Below are 14499 nucleotides of genomic sequence, written 5' to 3'. Positions count from 1 at the left end.
ATCGTCCCAATGTTGCAATGCGGCTTCGTCCGCGCGAACTTTTCCTTGGCCATCGGCGATTTCCTGCGTGGTGACGCTGTTCCGGCTTAGAGCGCCGCTGCTCTAGGCGGTCTCCTCTCGTTACACAAGCCTATTGTGCACGCGCCCGGCCCGAGGCTGGTTCAGCCGCGGCCCGACGGCCCAAAAACCGCCTAGAGCGGCAGCGAGCTCTGGCTCGGCTCGGTCTCGACGTGGACGCCCTCGAGCGCAAGCATGCGGGACTTCGACGCCGTTCCTCCGGGCGCCGAGAAGCCGCCGATCTTGCCGCCGGCCGCCAGCACCCGGTGGCAGGGAATGATGAGCGCGACGGGGTTTTTCGCCATCGCCTGCCCGATTTCGCGCGCGGTCTCGGGGCCTTCGCCGAGCTCTTTCGCCAGCGCGCCATAGGTGGTCGTGCGGCCCCAGCCGACGCCTCGCGCGGCGTCGTAGACGCGGCGGAAGAACGGGTCCTGGCCGCGGAGGTCGAGCGCGACGTCGGAAAAATCCGTCTCCTCGCCTTCGAAATAGCGCCGGACGGCTTCGATCGCCGCCGCGACCTCGGCCGGCGGCTGGCCGGGTTCGGCGTCCGGCGCCCGCCGCAGCAGCAGCCGCTCGGTCGCCTCCGCGCTGCGGGTCGGAAGCTGAAACCGCGCGACGCCCGCATCGCTCCAGACGACGCCGCAGAAGCCGCCCGCGGTCTCGAACACGGCGAAGCGGAGCGCGCTCATGCGGCTCTCCGTTCGCCGGCTCCGACCGATCGCGCTTCGAGCTTCAGCAGAAAGGCCTTCGCTTCAAGGCCGCCCGCGAAGCCCGTCAGGTCACCCGAGACGCCGATCACGCGATGGCAAGGGACCACGATCGAGATCGGGTTGCGGCCATTCGCGGCCCCCACGGCGCGGACCGCCTTCGGGTTTCCGAGTTCGGCGGCGAGCTGTCCGTAGCTCCGCGTCTCGCCGAACGGGATCGCCGCCAGAGCTTTCCAGAGGCCGCGCTGGAACGGCGTGCCGGACGGATCGAGGTTGAGCTCGAAGGACCGGCGATTCCCCGCGAAATAGTCCGCCAACTGCCGCTCGGTCTCGAGCAACAGAGGATGATCGTCGCGGTCGACGACCGGCCCGAGGCGGACCCGCTTCGGGTCGTCGTTCCGCCAGAGGATCGCCTCGAGGCCAGTTTCGCTTGCGACCAGCGAGAGCTCTCCGACCGGCGAGGCCATGCGCTTGCGGGCGAGGGTCATGACAGGTCTCCGTTCAGGGCCGTCCATTTTCGGCCGTTGACGGATGCTTTAAGCGCCGGCGCGGCGCGGCGCGCTTCGGTTCTTGCCTTCAAATCCGGCCGATCGCGCCTGCGCGTCCCGGAAGGATGGAGCGGGTGAAGGGAATCGAACCCTCGTATTCAGCTTGGAAGATTGTCACTCTACGGCCGAATACGCTTTTTTTTTCGGCCGTTAGTCCGCATCCGCTTCGTCCCGTGGGGAGTGCCGTGGGGGATTTTTGCGGCCGCTTCCTCGTAACGCGCGCGGCGCGCGGCGACGTCAAGGGCGCTCGTGGACAGGGCTTCAGCGACGTCGTCAACCAGCACGTGAGCGTATTTCATCGTCGTTTTGACATCGGAATGGTTGAGCAGCTTCTGGACCGCGGCGAGGTTTTTGGAGCCCCTGAGCGTTCTGGTCGCGGCCGTGTGCCGGGTGTCATGGAGCTTGAAGTCGACGACGCCGGCCGCCTTGCAGGCGCGGGCGAGCTCGTTCCCCCAGCCGCTGTAAGTGATGGCGTACCGTTTGCCGCGCACGAACTGCTTCTTCGAGGTCGCGCAGGTGCGGGTCCGCTCGGCGGTGTAGGTGAAGACCTGCTCGATCGACGGGTCGCGGTTCTGCCACAGCGGCCACAGGATCTCAGTGATCGCGGGCGTGATCGGCAGGGTCTGCCACTTGTCACCCTTGCCCTTCACCCGCAGCTGGCCCTCGGCCCACTTGATCTGGTTCCAGGTCAGCGTGACGGCGGTCTCACGCCGGAGCCCCACGACCAGGACGAAGGCCGTGATCGGCCGGTAGTCCGGCCGCAGGCTCTCGAACAGGCGCTCCTCTTCCGCGAAATCGAGCTCCCGCACCCGCTCCTCGGGCTCCTTCAGCATGTGCTGGGACCAGTCCGGCTCGCGGAGCGGGATCTCCCAGGCCTTGCGGGCGCGGGTCATGATCCGGCGCAGGAGCGCGGTGACAGAGCGATTGACGGTCGAGGGAGAGACGAGGACCGGCCTGCCCTCTTCGTCCTTCACGATCCCGGCGGCCGCGTTGGTCTTGATGTCGGCGCGGCGCCGGGCGACGAGGCGCGCCACGAGGTCGTTATTGATGTCGGAGATCGGCGTGCGCTGGCCGACCCAGAGCACGAGGCGCTCTAGGTTGGCGGCGAGATCGCGTTCCTTCGAGTGCTGGCCGACCTCGGTCCAATACCGGTCCGCTGCGGCGTCGAACGTCATGGAGGGCGCGGCGACCTTGTCGGCGGCGGCGGCCTTTACGCGAGCCTTCTCGGCCTTCAGCCAGGCGTCCGCTTGGCGCTTGTCATCATACGGCGCCTTTCCACGAAGCCTGACACCACGGACGACGAATTCGTAGTGCCAGCCCGTGCTGTCCGGACGCTTGAAGACCGACATTGAGCGTGCGTCGCCTGCTGTGACTGGCGCTCGAGAAACTCCGCGATGTCGGCGAGGCGAAAGAACCGCTTCTGCCGCTGGGTCCCGAGCCCTGTGTTGACCCAGTGAATGTTCCCCGCCGCACAGTGTCCACGCAACTGCTTTGACGACATGCGCAGGAGCCCGGCCGCCCGATCGAGGGGGATGATCGGGTCCGGGCCGAACGCGTCGGCGAGCTGCTGCAAAGGAATCGAAGATGCGGCGTACATGCGATTCAGCATGCCGGATTTTGCATCCGCATCAAGCGGCAAAATCCTAGGTTTCGCAGAGTCTTGCGGCTATGGGTGAAATCGAAAACTTCACCACGAACTTCCCCATGCCTATGTCGAAAACCTTGGGGAAGTTCGTCAAAATCGTGGGGAAGTTCGGGGCTCCGAACGGCCAATCCTTACCGGTTAACCACGCCAACCGATGATCGACCCCGCAATTTAGGATACAATCGGTGGGTGACCGCGGAAATTGTGGCTTAAAGTGCACAAAAATTCGGGCTCGGAGGCCGATCATGGACCCGAAAACGATTTCCCCCACAGAGGGCGCAGGCCAAGAGATTGAACGGTTAGAGGCCGAATTGAGGGAGCACGGTCTGCTCAAAGAGCCCGCTCCGGAGCCGACCGACGGCTACACCAAGGCCGACATCGCCGTCCTGGATGGGATCGATCAGGGCAGGCGCCGGCCGGGCTGACGCAGGCCCAGGCGTCGCTGCCGATTATAGACGGTCCGCTGGCTGACGCCGGCCCTGATCGCGATCTCGTCCATCGGCGTTCGGAGCCGGGTCAGGCGTTCGACCGTGGCGTCGAGCGTTCGCAGACGGCGGTCCTCCGCTGACCCTGGCACGACCTTTCGACCGCGATTTCGCCGGGTCGAAAGGCCCAGCGCCGCGGCCCGGCTGAGGACGACATGGATGTTGGTCCCGTCTTTTTCGGCGATCGCCGCCGTGCGAATGCCGGCCAGCCATAGCTCTCTGAGCCGCTCACGCTCAGCTTCCGGATCAGCGTCATAAGGGATTGTTACTCATGGAGTTTTCGGTCCCATAACCTATGGGAAGGTTACGCGCAGGTCACCCATAGGTCGCGCGCAGATCACGTTGACCTGCCGCTGACCTATGGGCGGATCAGATTGATCTGCGGCTCAGGAGGCCGGCTCAAGCGCCTCGCGCGCCCGCTTCAGGGTCTTGGAGACCAGCGCCGGGGAGACCTCGTAGGTCCGCGCGATCTCGGCCTGGCTCATGCCGGCCTCGAGGTACTCCTGCAGGACCGGCTCGTCCGGCAGGCGGTTCTGCGAGCCCAGGCCAGCCTCGATCAGCGTCTTGACGACCATGGAGTAGCTGACGCCGAGCTCCTTCGCGATGTGAACGCGCGACCGCCCTGCCCGCCTTAGAGCGACGATCCTGCGATGCGTCGGGGACGAGATCTTGAAGCCCTTCGGCATTTGGCGGCACGCTTCTCGAAGCGACGCTCACGGCCTCAAATATCATCCGCAGGCGCTGGAGTTGGTCGAGCGAGCGGGTCGGTAGGTAAGTGTCGAAGACACTGGAATGCGGGGTTCGGTGATAGTCATGTGCGCTTCTCCTTCGCAGCCGCCCGCCAAGCCTGATTGAGCTCGTGCGACGCAGTCACCCAGTCGAAAACCGGGCCCTCCACTTCGAAATCGATCTCTGCATCGAGAAGCCCGGCGCGCTGGGCCTCCGAGCAAAAGTCGGAGATCGCGTCAGCCCAGGCCTCGGCTTCGGCTTCCTCGACGGTGGGCGCGTCCGCGCAGCCGATGCCGCGCAAAACCCGGCTTTCTCGGCTAACCCGACCGCGGATCGAGATCTGAACGGTCCAGATCTCGCCGTATCCGGCAAAGGCGCCGCGGACCTGGCAGGAGACGATGACGCGGTTGCTCATCCGGCGCTCCTTGACAGTGGGATGTCGTCCCAATGGAAGGCCCGGTTGTAGAATCGGGTGGCGGGCGCGGAATTGCGCACGACGACCCCGGCCGTTGGCGCGACTTCTGAAGGACCGTTACTTGGCGCCGGGCTGCAGCTCCCACCCATGAGGCGGATGTCGCCGATATGGGCGAGGTTCTGGCTGCGCTTGAGCTTGCGGCGGACCAGCTCGCACTGACGATCGATCCGGAGCGTCTGGCGGTTGATCAACCCGCTCAGGGCCTTACGGATCGTGCTCACTGAGCGTCTGGTCTGGTCGGCGATCTCCTGATCGCTCAGCCCCTGCAGGGCGAGCTTTTCTGCAAGCGATTTCGACACCGAGCAGTAGGAGCGCGCGATGCCCGTGTCGCGGATCGCCTTGGCAACCGTCGCGGCCGAGCAGCCGAGCTCAGCCATGATCGCCTGATGCGTCATGCCGGCTTCGCGCATCGCCGCGATGCGCAAGTGATCGAAGCGCTTCACTGGCCGCGCCTCGCGTAGCGGTCGGCCGCGACCAAATCCTTGAAGTTGCCCGCCGCGATCGCGCGGTCCGCAACGTCACCTTCGAGGCTCTCCAGAACCTTGTTCGCGGCCGCGTAACGCTCGGACAGCCCGACGCCGAGATCGAGCGCCTGGAGCGCCTCCGGCGTCTGTTCCAGCATCGACACCAGATCGAGCGCGAATACGCGCCAAAGGCTGTCCTCGAGATGCTCCGCGCGCCCCTGCGGAATGACCGGCAGGACGCGGCGCACCGTCGGGAGGGCCGGAACCGGGCCGGGCTCCAACGCCGGAGCCGGTTCCCACGGGGTCTCGGAGACCTTCTGGACCGCCGGCGCGGCGGGCGCGGGCGTCTCTATAGACTGGGGCTCTGATGGCGGCACATAGGCAGGCGGACGGCGAAGCATGGACGAATCCGAGAAGCGTTAAATTCAACGCTTAGAGAATGCCGCAGTCCGAAGTATCCGCAACCATGATTTGACCCTCGCCGCGCTCCACGGACCGTCAAACCCTCAAAACGACCGCAACGCTGGGTCCGGATCTATCGGATTTCGCCACCCTGAGGACGCATCCGGCGGCCTCGACTTACGATGCGCAAACGACCTTCGCTTGTTACTTTCATAGTGCAGAGGCATATCTTTGGGGCCTGTGGTTCACCAGGAGCCACGTACGGAGGCTAAAATGGGTTTGATCGACAGATTCAGGTTGAGGCGCTCGACCCCCTTCAAAACGTCTTATCCAGCCCCTGGAGGCGTGGAAGCTCGAAGGCCAATCCTTCAGACGGAGGCTCAAAAGGTCGCTTTTTGGGCCCAGGAGCGGCGCGCTGGACGGGGCCAGAGACTGCCCGAAGGCCTGCGACCGCATGTCGCGGCAGAGCTGGTCCGGATGCGGTCCGAGCGCGACCTCCGGCGGATCGACGCCGAGGCCTGGGCGAAGATCTGGATCTCGGAGCTCGATCTGGATCGGACGATCGCGGAGGGCGACCCGGCGCGCCGGCGTCAGGCGGTCAACCCGGCCCCTGCCCCGCGCGCGGCCGCGCTCACCGACGACGAGATCGTCGCCAACATTCTTCGGCGTTAGGCGCAGCCGGCCTGGCGCCTGACGATGGCCTCAAGGCGGGCGATGTAGGCGGCCTGCTCGGCGACCACCGCCTGCGACTTCTCCCACTCTAAGTAGTTGTGGTTCGCCAGCCGGATCGCATCATTCCTCTGGGAGACCACCTGATCGACCACCGCCTGGGCGGCCGCCGCATCCCGCTTCATGCGGTCGCCCATGCCGAGGATGAGACCGGTTTCTTCGTAGCCGAGCATGAGACCTCCAAAGGTCGCTTGACATAAGGTTACTAGTCACTAATTAATAGATCGTTACCGGACGCCTCGCCGGATCAAAGGGGGCCAGGAGACCACCACGATGCACACCAAGCTCACCCGCAACCAGATCGAACTCGCCAAGCTCGTCATCTCCAGCGACGGCTTCGTCCAGTCCCTCTTCTCCGACATCGGCCTCGCCGACGCCTTCCGTCTCAACGGTCACGCCGACATCGCCAATGAGATGGATCGCCTGTCCGGCCGTATCCTCGAGCTCCAGTCCGCTGCCCGCACCCTCGACGAGCTCGGCATGACGGACGCAGCCCGCCAGGTCCGCCAGCACTGCTCGGACAACGCGGAATACGACTACAACACGTGCTGGGACGACGCGGAGTTCATCGCGCGCGGCCTCGCGAACCAGCTCGCGAAGGATCTCAAGTGGGCCTACCTCGTCGAGGAGTGCATCTGGGGTCACGAGCCGTACACAACCGCCGACGATCTGGTCGCGGCATAAGGGGCTTCATGGGATATCGATTGCACACGCCGGGCGAGCCTTCGCGCTCGCTCCGCTGGACGAACTCACGCCCCGGGGCTCCGCGCTCCGGGGTGCTTCTGTTCAAGCACGCCTCCGAGCAGCTGACCGCCGAATCCTTCCGCGCGCTCCGTGATCAGGGCGCCTGGATCGAGACCGACCGGCCGGCGGCCGCTCGCGCCGCGATGGGGCTGGAGCCCGACGAGAGCCTAGGCGAGCCGGCCGATCCAGAGCTCGTCATGAGCGGTCCGGGCCTCTGATCTCGCTTGACCCGGTCCACTTGTTCAGCTACTAGTAACTATATCGCAGTCGCGATGACGGGCGCCCCGCCGAAACCCAGGGGCCGAGACCGAAAATGAGCAAGCCTACCTACATCGTCAACGCCGACGCCAACGACCTCGAGGGCTGGACCTGCGAGAGCCTCGCGAAGGCGCTCGTCTCCCCGCTCGCCGAGCACGACGTCGAGGTTGTGTCCCGCCCCCGCGAGAGCGGGCTCGCCGGCCTGCCGGGCGACCACGACCTGGGGTTCGCCTCCCAAGTGGATCGCATCGTCGAGGCCGTCATCGTGGACGGCCCCCAGCTCTGATCGAGCAGAACTCTGTTCCCTGCGTGTGCGGGGATGAATAGGACCCAATCAGATGCCCCGCACCGCCCTTGGCGACGCCCCACTCACCCTCGCTGAGAAGCAGGCCCGCGTTCGCTCGAAAGCCCAGGAGAATGGCGGCAAGACCGTTGCCCTGCAGCTCTCGGCCGCCTCCGTCGAGGCGATCGCCGCGATCCGCGCCGCCCACGACCTGACGTCCGATCGCGCGGCCATCGACCACGCCCTCGCCAAGGTCGCGAAGTCGCTCGCTCGCAAGAAAGCCTGACCGACACGGGCGCCCCGCCGTCATCCAGGGGCTGGTGATGAGACCGATGAAGAAGAAGAAAGACCTTCGCTACGTCCCCGACGCCTCGCCGGCCGAGGCCCTGGTCCTGGCCTGGTACCAGGAGCTGCAGCGCAGGCGGCACTCGCGCAAGTTCGATTCCGAGTTCGCGCTTATAATACGGGAGGTTTACGCCCGGCGCGCCGGGGTCACGTTCCTGCCTCACCGGCTCCCCTGAGAGCCACAGACACGACAAAGCCCGCCACCGGATTTCGGGGCGGGCTTTTTGCTGTCCTGGCGGCGAAGTAAACGACCGTTTACTGCCTGCGCTACCGCTTAGCAGTAACCTCCTGGATTCGAAAAGTCAAGAGGCCGTCTTTCGCGCCGCTATCCGCTCGGCCCGCTCCTTCGCCAGACGCTCTTGGCGCTGTTTCCGCCACGCTGCGTCCGCGGATCTCTGGGCCTTGTTTTGGGCGGCCGCCACCGTCGCCGGGCGCTTCCTGCCCTTCCACCGGCTCGAAGAGGCGTAGATTGTCACGCCGGTCGTCGCCGCGCCCTTGCGGATCGGCCAATAGCCCCATTCGAACTCCTGCGGCTCCAGGGTCTTAAGCGTGTCGATCGCGGTCCTGACGTAGACGCCGACGAACTGCGCCATGGTCCGGCGACCCAGGTTCGGCGCGTAGAGGTCGATGTCAGCCTCGTCCAGCGTCAGGCTCAGAGCGTCCGTGCTCTGCAGCCGCGTTCCGCCCGCCGCCATGACCAGGAGCCGCACCGCCAGCCGGCCAGTGACATGCCTCCATGCGGTCGCGTTGATCTCGGCGGTCGGCTTGGACTTCAGCGCCCACATCGCCCGCTGGTTGAGCGTGACCTCGATCTCGGAGCTCTTGCCGCGCACGAAGGCCCGGTTCCGCTCGCCCTCCTCCAGCACGATGTTTTCGACCAGCTGGACGCCCTGGAGATCCGGAAGGAACGGGCAATAGGCGATCGAGCCCTCGATCAACCGCCTGAACGCGTCCAGGTCACGAAACGGCCGCCCGCAGACCGCCTCGAGGTCGAGCAGCTGGATCCGCGTGACGGCGTCCGTGCAGAGGGAGAGGATCGTCCAGAGGCGATGCGCGTCCGCCCCCTCGAGCGCTGGAAAATCAACGTTCGCCGCCACCACCGCCGAGACCTTGAACGCACGCCCGGCGTCCATGGTCGAAGCCAGCTTGCCCTGCGCGATCGGCCGGCGCCGTCCCCTGCGAACCTGCGTAGGCGCGGTTGGCTCCAACGCCTGCTCGACGGCCTCATCCCCATAGGCGTATCGGATCGCCCGCTCGAGCTGTTCATCGGGCTCCAGCTTGGGCTCGTACGACCTCGGCTGCGGGTTCAAACGACTTAAACGAAATCCGTGCACTTTTTGTCGTCTCACTGTATACCGTTCTTGCTAATTCCTCATTATGCAGGCGTCTTGGAGAACGCTGCAAGCGAAAGCCGTGGGGTTATAAGAAAGCAGATAAATGGCCTGAAAGCGGCTTCCAAACAGCGAGATTCCGGCTGCGTCCGGCTGACGGCCTACGGCCCTACGCTGCCGCTCCGGGCCTGCGGCCTCCCCCATGGAGCTGTCAGAATCCAGATGGCTGGGTCGGGGCTTCGCCCCTCCTCATGGAAGCCGATGCTTGCCTCTTTGGAAGCCGATGCCTGACTGGGCCTTCGGCCAAGATTTAAGAGGAAGAATGTCGGGAAGAGAAGGTGAAGGGGAGCGGAGGCGAGCGGGATGGTCATGAGGGCCAGCCTGGGCGCGCTGAGAGGGCGGCTTCGCCATGAATGCATGAGCGGAGGTCTGAAGGCCTTAAGCGGCTGACAGAGGCCCTGCGCATTTCATCCCCGATGCCGGCTGCGGACGCTGTCGATGCCGGCGCTGTTTCTCGCGCGATGCCGGCGCTGTCTCTCGATCGGACTGCGGTTCGCGCCACGTGCGCGCGTCACGTTTTGTGACTTTCCGGGCCTCTCGATAGGGTCGTGAGATCCTAGGGAGACCGCAGATGGGCCGGATCAGACAGACCACCAATTTCGAGGACCGTTTCGCCGCGCGGCTGGAAAGCGATCGCAGGCGCTCTCAGGCCTATCGCGATCGCATCTCCGCGGCGCGCCGGCCGTCGTCGGGCCAGGCCGACCGGGCGATCGTGATGGCGTTGCGCGAAATCTGGGCGGCCTCGATCGACCAGGCCGGGGCTGATCCCCAGGCGCGCGCGGCCGCCATGGGCAAGCCCATCTCCGCCGTCGAGATCGGCGCCCGCGCGGCCGCGCATCTGGCTCGCCTCGACCGCGCCGATCCCGAGCAGGCGCGGCTTGCGGTGCTGGCCCGCATGCGCCCGGTGCCGTCTCGCCGAAACGTTCGGACTGCGGACCGCGTCACGTCTCGGGACACGTGCGCCGGAGTGAGGGAGTAACGGGGGCGACGGTCCAAAATTCGCATGAATTCCGCCGGAAATGCGGGGCGGACTCTTGTGCGATGCGTCGGTTCAGATAGAATCGAGAGCGCTCAGTCTGTCAGGGCGAAGCAGGCAGGCCGGAGCCTCGATTCGGCAAGGAGCCCCGCGCGCTGCTCCGCCACCATGCGCCATCGCCCCGCCGGTCCATTGGATCGCGCGGGGCTCTTTCGTTCTGGACGTTCGCCGCGCTGGCCGTCGTCCTAAATGCATGGCGACCGACACAACCGACCTCAGGATCTCAGCCGAGCTCTCCGCAGCCCCAAGGACTAAGCCGTGATCGACATCGGCATCACGCGCCTGACCTTGCAGGTTAGGACCAGCGGCGACGGTGGTGTCGCGGGTGCCACAACCTCGTTCATAGGGCGAGCGGGCTCAGCGATCGGCCCTAGGTTTTCTTCGAGCGGCGCAACGTTTTCGTCCCCAAAGACGGCCACGATGCTCGCGTAGATCGCCTTGAGCGCCGCGCGATCGCGCTCCTCGTCGGCCGTGGCGACGATCTCGATCTCGCAGGGGGCAAGATACGGGCCCCAGTCCTCGACCCGCTTCCTGCGGCGACGGAGCAGGACCAAGGCCTTGGCGTCCGTGCGATCCGGAAAAGCCTCCCGCGCTGCCTTGAGCAGCGCCTCGTTCTCGCCGCGGACGTCCGGCGCCGGGAGAGGCTCGCGACCCTTGAGGCTGGAGTCCCGGTGCTCGAACAGGCCGCCGTAGGTGAGCAGGCCCGCGCCGCGGGCGGACTCAGCCTGGTCGGCATTGGCGATCATGACGTCGAGCGACTGGATGGCGTCCACGACGATATCGCAGGGCACCCACGGTCCGAGGCAGATCCAGCGGGCCGGAGCGCTCGCGGCGTCGGAGTAGATCGGACGGGGGCGGAAGGCGGCCTGGTAGACCTCCTGCTCGCGTGCGGCGTCGTCGATCTCGTGGTGGAACGTCCCGAGCTCAAACGAAGGAACGCTGGCCTGGACGTCTTCGCCGGACCGCATGGCCCAGGTCTTCACCACCGTCGGCCGCATAAGCGGCTTCTCATCGGCGGTGAGACCATCGCCGCGCAGGTCGAAGGGTGTGATCGGCTTGATGTCGTCACAGCCGAAAGCGCATGCGCTCGCGTCGTTCGAGCCGATGCCCATCTGTTGGCGGCCGACGGTGATCACCGAGGCGTAACCCTTCGCGAAATCGCGGCCGCGCACAGCGCCGTAATGCAGCCAGCAAACGTTCTCCGGAGCTCTCCAGAACGGGCTGTTGATCACCTCTTCGATTGCCTTCGGGAGGACGACAAGGATGCGGCTCCAAGGGCGCTCAGCGGCCTCGAGGGCGATGATGCGGCGGACCTTGTCGATCAAGAGACGCGCGGACCTGATCTGCTCCGGCGGCGCGTCCGGACCGGGCTTGAACGAGGCGACAGAATAGGTGCGGGTCGGGTCCATCAGAACACGCAAGTGCGGCGCGACGGTCTCGGACACGACCTTCGCGTTCACGTTGTACACCTTGTCCACCCGGCGCTTGCTCGCGCTGGCGTCGAGGACGAGCAGCGGGTGGCCTGTGAACTTCGACTTCAAGCGCTTGGAGACGCGAACGCCCCACAGCTTTTGTCCGCGGAATTCGGAGCCGGCATACTCGGAGAGCACGTATTGTAGGCGAGCGTCCAGTGGGCGGCGCGGGGTGTTCAGGTCATAGCTCTCGAGACGATCCTCAACGATCTTCAGGAGCTCGCGCTCGGCCGAAGCGCCGGGCGACTTTCTCGGGGCATCGATGATCTTCTGGAGGTCTGCAGCCGAGATCTTCGGGTGGATCTTGAGCTGGCTTGGGTCGTCGCGGCGCACTGCCGACAACGCCAGCCCGAGCATCGTCGGTCCGTCGGTGTTCAGGCCATCATGCCAGTGCTTCACGAAATAGGACGGGCAGCGGCCGGCCTTGATCTCCGCGACGATCTTCGGGAGCAGCGCCTCGCGCGCCATCGTCGGGAAGTCGTCGTCGTAGCCGGCATCGGCCTGCGCCTTGGTCGGGCGTCCGTGACGGACGGCGTTCGCCCGGTCCACATCGAAGCTGACGTAGCTCTTGGCGAGGCTCGTCGTCGTATCCTCGTCCACGATGCGACCGACGCAGCGTTCCCAGAGCCACTTGCCAGCGACGGTCTCCATCTGGCTGACCATGAAGACGATCTGCGCATGCTTGATGCGACGGTGCTGCTCGAAGAACTCGCAGCCATCGAGCATGAACGTGCACTGGATCCTCTCGGTCTTCGGTCCATTGTCGGCGCGCCGGTAAGACGGAATCTCGACATTGGCTTCGCACAAGCCGGAGCCTGAGATGTCCGCCGCCTCGAGCGCCTCCATCTCGGCCTTGCGCATGCAGGCTGTACGGCCCTTTCCGACGGGCACCATGACGGCGACGCGGTCGGTGAGATCCGGCATTGGCTGGTTGTGACGAATGATGGCGGCGAGCGGAGACCCGTCCTCGCGGCACACCGCAGCGACCTTCTCCACGACCTCCTCGAGCACATTGTAGTCGGGGAGCATGAAGGCGACGAAGCCGTACTCGAGCGGCTTGGCGAACAGCGTGTTCATGACGTCGACCGCCTGGGCGGCGTAGCGCGCCGACTGGCTGGTCTTCCCCGACCCCGGCGGCACCCGCAGAATTACTGCGTGCTCTGACCCCTGCTTGCTCTCGGAAGCGTCGCGAACGGCCTCCCAGAAGTCGCCATTGACCTTGTCGATCGCGCGGCCGATCCGCTTGTATCCGGCCTCGCGCTGATCCTGGGTGAGGAGCTTGCGCTCCTCGCGGTCCTTCGCGACCTGCTCGGGAGACTTTTCGACGGCCAAGACCTTCTGGATGCCTTTCCACGCCGGGGAAACGAACGGCTTTGAGTTGAGGCGCGAGAACGCGCCGCTCTCGTCGCGGAAACGGTCCACAACCGGCGCCGCAGGAGCCTTGGGAGCAGGCGATGTCGGCGTCGGCATTGAGCCGCGCAGCGGACTGATCTCGCCTCGCTCCATCATCGGGCAGAAACGGTTGAGGCGCTCGGTGATCTCGGTCACGAGCCCTTGCCCGCCGAAGCGCCCGCTCATCTCGGCATGCTCGCCGAACGTCGCGATCGCGGCCTTGAGCAGGCTCGCCTTGTCGCCCTCCTCGTAGTTCGACGAGGGATTGGCGCGAACCAGGTTCCAGACGATGCCATGGAGGAGGCTCTCGCGGCCTTCCCTCGCCTTCTCGCCCGCCTTCGGCATCGACGGCAGGCGGACATTGTCGATCCGGACGTCGGAAAGCTCCACAGGCGCCGCAGCGATCTTCGCGACCGAGAGGTCGGTGAAGCGGCGCTGGATCTCATACCTAAGCCGCTGGAGCTGCGAGCGGGTGATGACCGGCAGATCCTCGGGACGTGCGTCAGAGAGATCACGCCACCAGACGATCTTCGAACCCCACCGATGATGCCAGCCGTAGAGCGTCAAGACCTTACCAAATCCAAGGAACTCGACCTCGCGCTTGCCCTCTTCTCCCTTGGGGAGCTCGATCGTCGCGAAGGCCTCGTCGCCCTGGCGGGTTGGCTCGTCCAAGCGGTAGACCAAAGCGACCTTGGGCGAGGAACCAATACGCGCGAACGGCGTGAATCCGAGCGTTTTGAACACGATCCGCATGACTTCGGCCGACAAGGTCGCGTCCGAGATATCGACATCGATCGCGATCGCACTGAGCGACGAGGAGCCGCCAAGCGCCAGCGCAAGGTTGTGCTCGTACCCGGCCTTGGCGGTCCACTCCTCCACCTTCCATCGCGACGGAAGTGCGTCCCGATATTCGGACGGCTGCGCGCGGAACGGCCGACGGCTGTCTCTGTCACGCGTCTGCGGGAACACCGGCCAGCCGAGATTGTGCATCTGGACGCCGACGTCTTTGTAGAACCAGCGGTTGCTGACGTAGACGTCGCGCTGCACGTCCGTGAGGACGCGGATCATGTGCTGAGCCTGCTCACGCGCCGCGACAGCCTCCGGAGTGGCGTCCCAGCCTCTCGGGTCAAAGCGCACGTCTGCTTGCGCGGGCGCGGATGCGCCTCTGCGATCGTCCAAAATCATCTGGGAACGCTCGTCATGGTCAGGGCGGACTAGACCGGGCTGCCAGGCGCGGGTTCGTCCTATTCTTTAGATGTTCGGTGTAATCGTGGAGAACCACAACACCCTTCTGACGATCGCCGCCGAAAACGATCGCGCTTCGCCGCGCCTGCCCG

General features: G+C 65.6%; 18 protein-coding genes. 8 read left to right on the top strand and 10 right to left on the bottom strand.

The annotated features are described in order from the left end of the window. Window positions 1-191: 191 nt before the first annotated feature. From EK403_RS17885 to EK403_RS17875, 3 genes are all read right to left on the bottom strand, one after another. Complete coding sequence (locus EK403_RS17885; RefSeq protein ID WP_128778823.1) at window positions 192-746, bottom strand: methylated-DNA--[protein]-cysteine S-methyltransferase; 555 nt, start codon at window positions 744-746, stop codon at window positions 192-194. Further along, window positions 743-1252, bottom strand: coding sequence for a methylated-DNA--[protein]-cysteine S-methyltransferase (locus EK403_RS17880; protein ID WP_128778822.1), 510 nt, complete (start codon window positions 1250-1252; stop codon window positions 743-745). Before EK403_RS17880 ends, EK403_RS17885 begins: the two co-directional genes overlap by 4 nt. Before the next feature lie 179 nt (window positions 1253-1431). Beyond that, window positions 1432-2661: a tyrosine-type recombinase/integrase gene (locus EK403_RS17875; RefSeq protein WP_245479773.1), complete on the bottom strand. Its 1230-nt coding sequence runs from the start codon at window positions 2659-2661 to the stop codon at window positions 1432-1434. Between the two features lie 541 nt (window positions 2662-3202). Here EK403_RS17875 and EK403_RS17870 point away from each other — a divergent pair. Beyond that, the gene (locus tag EK403_RS17870; protein ID WP_128778821.1) at window positions 3203-3382 is read left to right on the top strand and encodes a hypothetical protein; all 180 of its coding nucleotides are present in this window, start codon (window positions 3203-3205) and stop codon (window positions 3380-3382) included. A 446-nt stretch (window positions 3383-3828) separates the two neighbouring features. Here EK403_RS17870 and EK403_RS17865 read toward each other — a convergent pair whose 3' ends face one another. The 4 genes from EK403_RS17865 to EK403_RS17850 form a co-directional block, all read right to left on the bottom strand. Beyond that, window positions 3829-4128, bottom strand: a complete 300-nt coding sequence (locus EK403_RS17865) for a hypothetical protein (RefSeq protein WP_128778820.1) — start codon at window positions 4126-4128, stop codon at window positions 3829-3831. Between the two features lie 125 nt (window positions 4129-4253). Next, complete coding sequence (locus EK403_RS17860) at window positions 4254-4586, bottom strand: hypothetical protein (RefSeq protein ID WP_128778819.1); 333 nt, start codon at window positions 4584-4586, stop codon at window positions 4254-4256. After that, a complete protein-coding gene (locus tag EK403_RS17855; protein WP_128778818.1) occupies window positions 4583-5089 on the bottom strand; it encodes a hypothetical protein in 507 nt (168 codons plus the stop codon). Before EK403_RS17855 ends, EK403_RS17860 begins: the two co-directional genes overlap by 4 nt. Continuing rightward, window positions 5086-5511: a hypothetical protein gene (locus EK403_RS17850; RefSeq protein ID WP_128778817.1), complete on the bottom strand. Its 426-nt coding sequence runs from the start codon at window positions 5509-5511 to the stop codon at window positions 5086-5088. Before EK403_RS17850 ends, EK403_RS17855 begins: the two co-directional genes overlap by 4 nt. Window positions 5512-5989: 478 nt before the next feature. On the opposite strand from EK403_RS17850, the gene EK403_RS17845 reads away from it, so the two are divergent. Next, window positions 5990-6184 carry a hypothetical protein gene (locus EK403_RS17845; RefSeq protein ID WP_128778816.1) on the top strand — a complete coding sequence of 65 codons (195 nt, stop codon included), beginning with the start codon at window positions 5990-5992 and terminating at the stop codon, window positions 6182-6184. On the opposite strand, the gene EK403_RS17840 is transcribed toward EK403_RS17845, so the two are convergent. Continuing rightward, complete coding sequence (locus EK403_RS17840) at window positions 6181-6414, bottom strand: hypothetical protein (RefSeq protein ID WP_128778815.1); 234 nt, start codon at window positions 6412-6414, stop codon at window positions 6181-6183. The genes EK403_RS17845 and EK403_RS17840 overlap by 4 nt on opposite strands. 100 nt (window positions 6415-6514) lie before the next feature. Between EK403_RS17840 and EK403_RS17835 the strand changes: the two genes are divergently transcribed. The 5 genes from EK403_RS17835 (at window position 6515) to EK403_RS17815 (ending at window position 8047) form a co-directional block, all read left to right on the top strand. Then, window positions 6515-6925: a hypothetical protein gene (locus EK403_RS17835; RefSeq protein WP_128778814.1), complete on the top strand. Its 411-nt coding sequence runs from the start codon at window positions 6515-6517 to the stop codon at window positions 6923-6925. A gap of 8 nt (window positions 6926-6933) precedes the next feature. Next, window positions 6934-7203, top strand: coding sequence for a hypothetical protein (locus tag EK403_RS17830; RefSeq protein WP_128778813.1), 270 nt, complete (start codon window positions 6934-6936; stop codon window positions 7201-7203). A gap of 95 nt (window positions 7204-7298) precedes the next feature. Next, window positions 7299-7529 (top strand): hypothetical protein, encoded by a 231-nt coding sequence (locus EK403_RS17825; RefSeq protein ID WP_128778812.1) that lies wholly within the window; start codon window positions 7299-7301, stop codon window positions 7527-7529. Between the two features lie 52 nt (window positions 7530-7581). Continuing rightward, window positions 7582-7812: a hypothetical protein gene (locus EK403_RS17820; protein ID WP_128778811.1), complete on the top strand. Its 231-nt coding sequence runs from the start codon at window positions 7582-7584 to the stop codon at window positions 7810-7812. 46 nt (window positions 7813-7858) lie between these two features. After that, window positions 7859-8047, top strand: a complete 189-nt coding sequence (locus EK403_RS17815; protein ID WP_128778810.1) for a hypothetical protein — start codon at window positions 7859-7861, stop codon at window positions 8045-8047. Window positions 8048-8173: 126 nt separating this feature from the next. Here the strand turns inward: EK403_RS17815 and EK403_RS17810 are convergent, their stop codons facing one another. Continuing rightward, on the bottom strand, window positions 8174-9181 hold the full coding sequence (locus EK403_RS17810) for a hypothetical protein (protein ID WP_128778809.1): 1008 nt from the start codon (window positions 9179-9181) through the stop codon (window positions 8174-8176). Window positions 9182-9833: 652 nt separating this feature from the next. Here EK403_RS17810 and EK403_RS17805 point away from each other — a divergent pair. Continuing rightward, on the top strand, window positions 9834-10241 hold the full coding sequence (locus EK403_RS17805; RefSeq protein ID WP_128778808.1) for a hypothetical protein: 408 nt from the start codon (window positions 9834-9836) through the stop codon (window positions 10239-10241). A gap of 308 nt (window positions 10242-10549) precedes the next feature. Here EK403_RS17805 and EK403_RS17800 read toward each other — a convergent pair whose 3' ends face one another. Further along, entirely contained in the window at window positions 10550-14230 is a 3681-nt protein-coding gene (locus EK403_RS17800; protein ID WP_128778807.1) for a bifunctional DNA primase/polymerase, read from the bottom strand. Window positions 14231-14499: the final 269 nt, after the last annotated feature.

This window comes from Hansschlegelia zhihuaiae (assembly GCF_004103825.1).
Classification (GTDB): Bacteria; Pseudomonadota; Alphaproteobacteria; order Rhizobiales; family Methylopilaceae; genus Methylopila; species Methylopila zhihuaiae.
The sequence above is the reverse complement of the archived record's forward strand: the minus strand, read 5'-3'. Positions and strand labels throughout refer to the sequence as shown.

What these genes read in the sequence shown, in the direction of transcription:
- EK403_RS17885 (WP_128778823.1), bottom strand. Translation starts at nt 746, where the DNA reads ATGAGCGCGCTCCGCTTCGCCGTGTTCGAGACCGCGGGCGGCTTCTGC.
- EK403_RS17880 (WP_128778822.1), bottom strand. Translation starts at nt 1,252, where the DNA reads ATGACCCTCGCCCGCAAGCGCATGGCCTCGCCGGTCGGAGAGCTCTCG.
- EK403_RS17875 (WP_245479773.1), bottom strand. Translation starts at nt 2,661, where the DNA reads ATGTCGGTCTTCAAGCGTCCGGACAGCACGGGCTGGCACTACGAATTC.
- EK403_RS17870 (WP_128778821.1), top strand. Translation starts at nt 3,203, where the DNA reads ATGGACCCGAAAACGATTTCCCCCACAGAGGGCGCAGGCCAAGAGATT.
- EK403_RS17865 (WP_128778820.1), bottom strand. Translation starts at nt 4,128, where the DNA reads ATGCCGAAGGGCTTCAAGATCTCGTCCCCGACGCATCGCAGGATCGTC.
- EK403_RS17860 (WP_128778819.1), bottom strand. Translation starts at nt 4,586, where the DNA reads ATGAGCAACCGCGTCATCGTCTCCTGCCAGGTCCGCGGCGCCTTTGCC.
- EK403_RS17850 (WP_128778817.1), bottom strand. Translation starts at nt 5,511, where the DNA reads ATGCTTCGCCGTCCGCCTGCCTATGTGCCGCCATCAGAGCCCCAGTCT.
- EK403_RS17845 (WP_128778816.1), top strand. Translation starts at nt 5,990, where the DNA reads ATGCGGTCCGAGCGCGACCTCCGGCGGATCGACGCCGAGGCCTGGGCG.
- EK403_RS17840 (WP_128778815.1), bottom strand. Translation starts at nt 6,414, where the DNA reads ATGCTCGGCTACGAAGAAACCGGTCTCATCCTCGGCATGGGCGACCGC.
- EK403_RS17835 (WP_128778814.1), top strand. Translation starts at nt 6,515, where the DNA reads ATGCACACCAAGCTCACCCGCAACCAGATCGAACTCGCCAAGCTCGTC.
- EK403_RS17830 (WP_128778813.1), top strand. Translation starts at nt 6,934, where the DNA reads ATGGGATATCGATTGCACACGCCGGGCGAGCCTTCGCGCTCGCTCCGC.
- EK403_RS17825 (WP_128778812.1), top strand. Translation starts at nt 7,299, where the DNA reads ATGAGCAAGCCTACCTACATCGTCAACGCCGACGCCAACGACCTCGAG.
- EK403_RS17820 (WP_128778811.1), top strand. Translation starts at nt 7,582, where the DNA reads ATGCCCCGCACCGCCCTTGGCGACGCCCCACTCACCCTCGCTGAGAAG.
- EK403_RS17815 (WP_128778810.1), top strand. Translation starts at nt 7,859, where the DNA reads ATGAAGAAGAAGAAAGACCTTCGCTACGTCCCCGACGCCTCGCCGGCC.
- EK403_RS17805 (WP_128778808.1), top strand. Translation starts at nt 9,834, where the DNA reads ATGGGCCGGATCAGACAGACCACCAATTTCGAGGACCGTTTCGCCGCG.
- EK403_RS17800 (WP_128778807.1), bottom strand. Translation starts at nt 14,230, where the DNA reads ATGATCCGCGTCCTCACGGACGTGCAGCGCGACGTCTACGTCAGCAAC.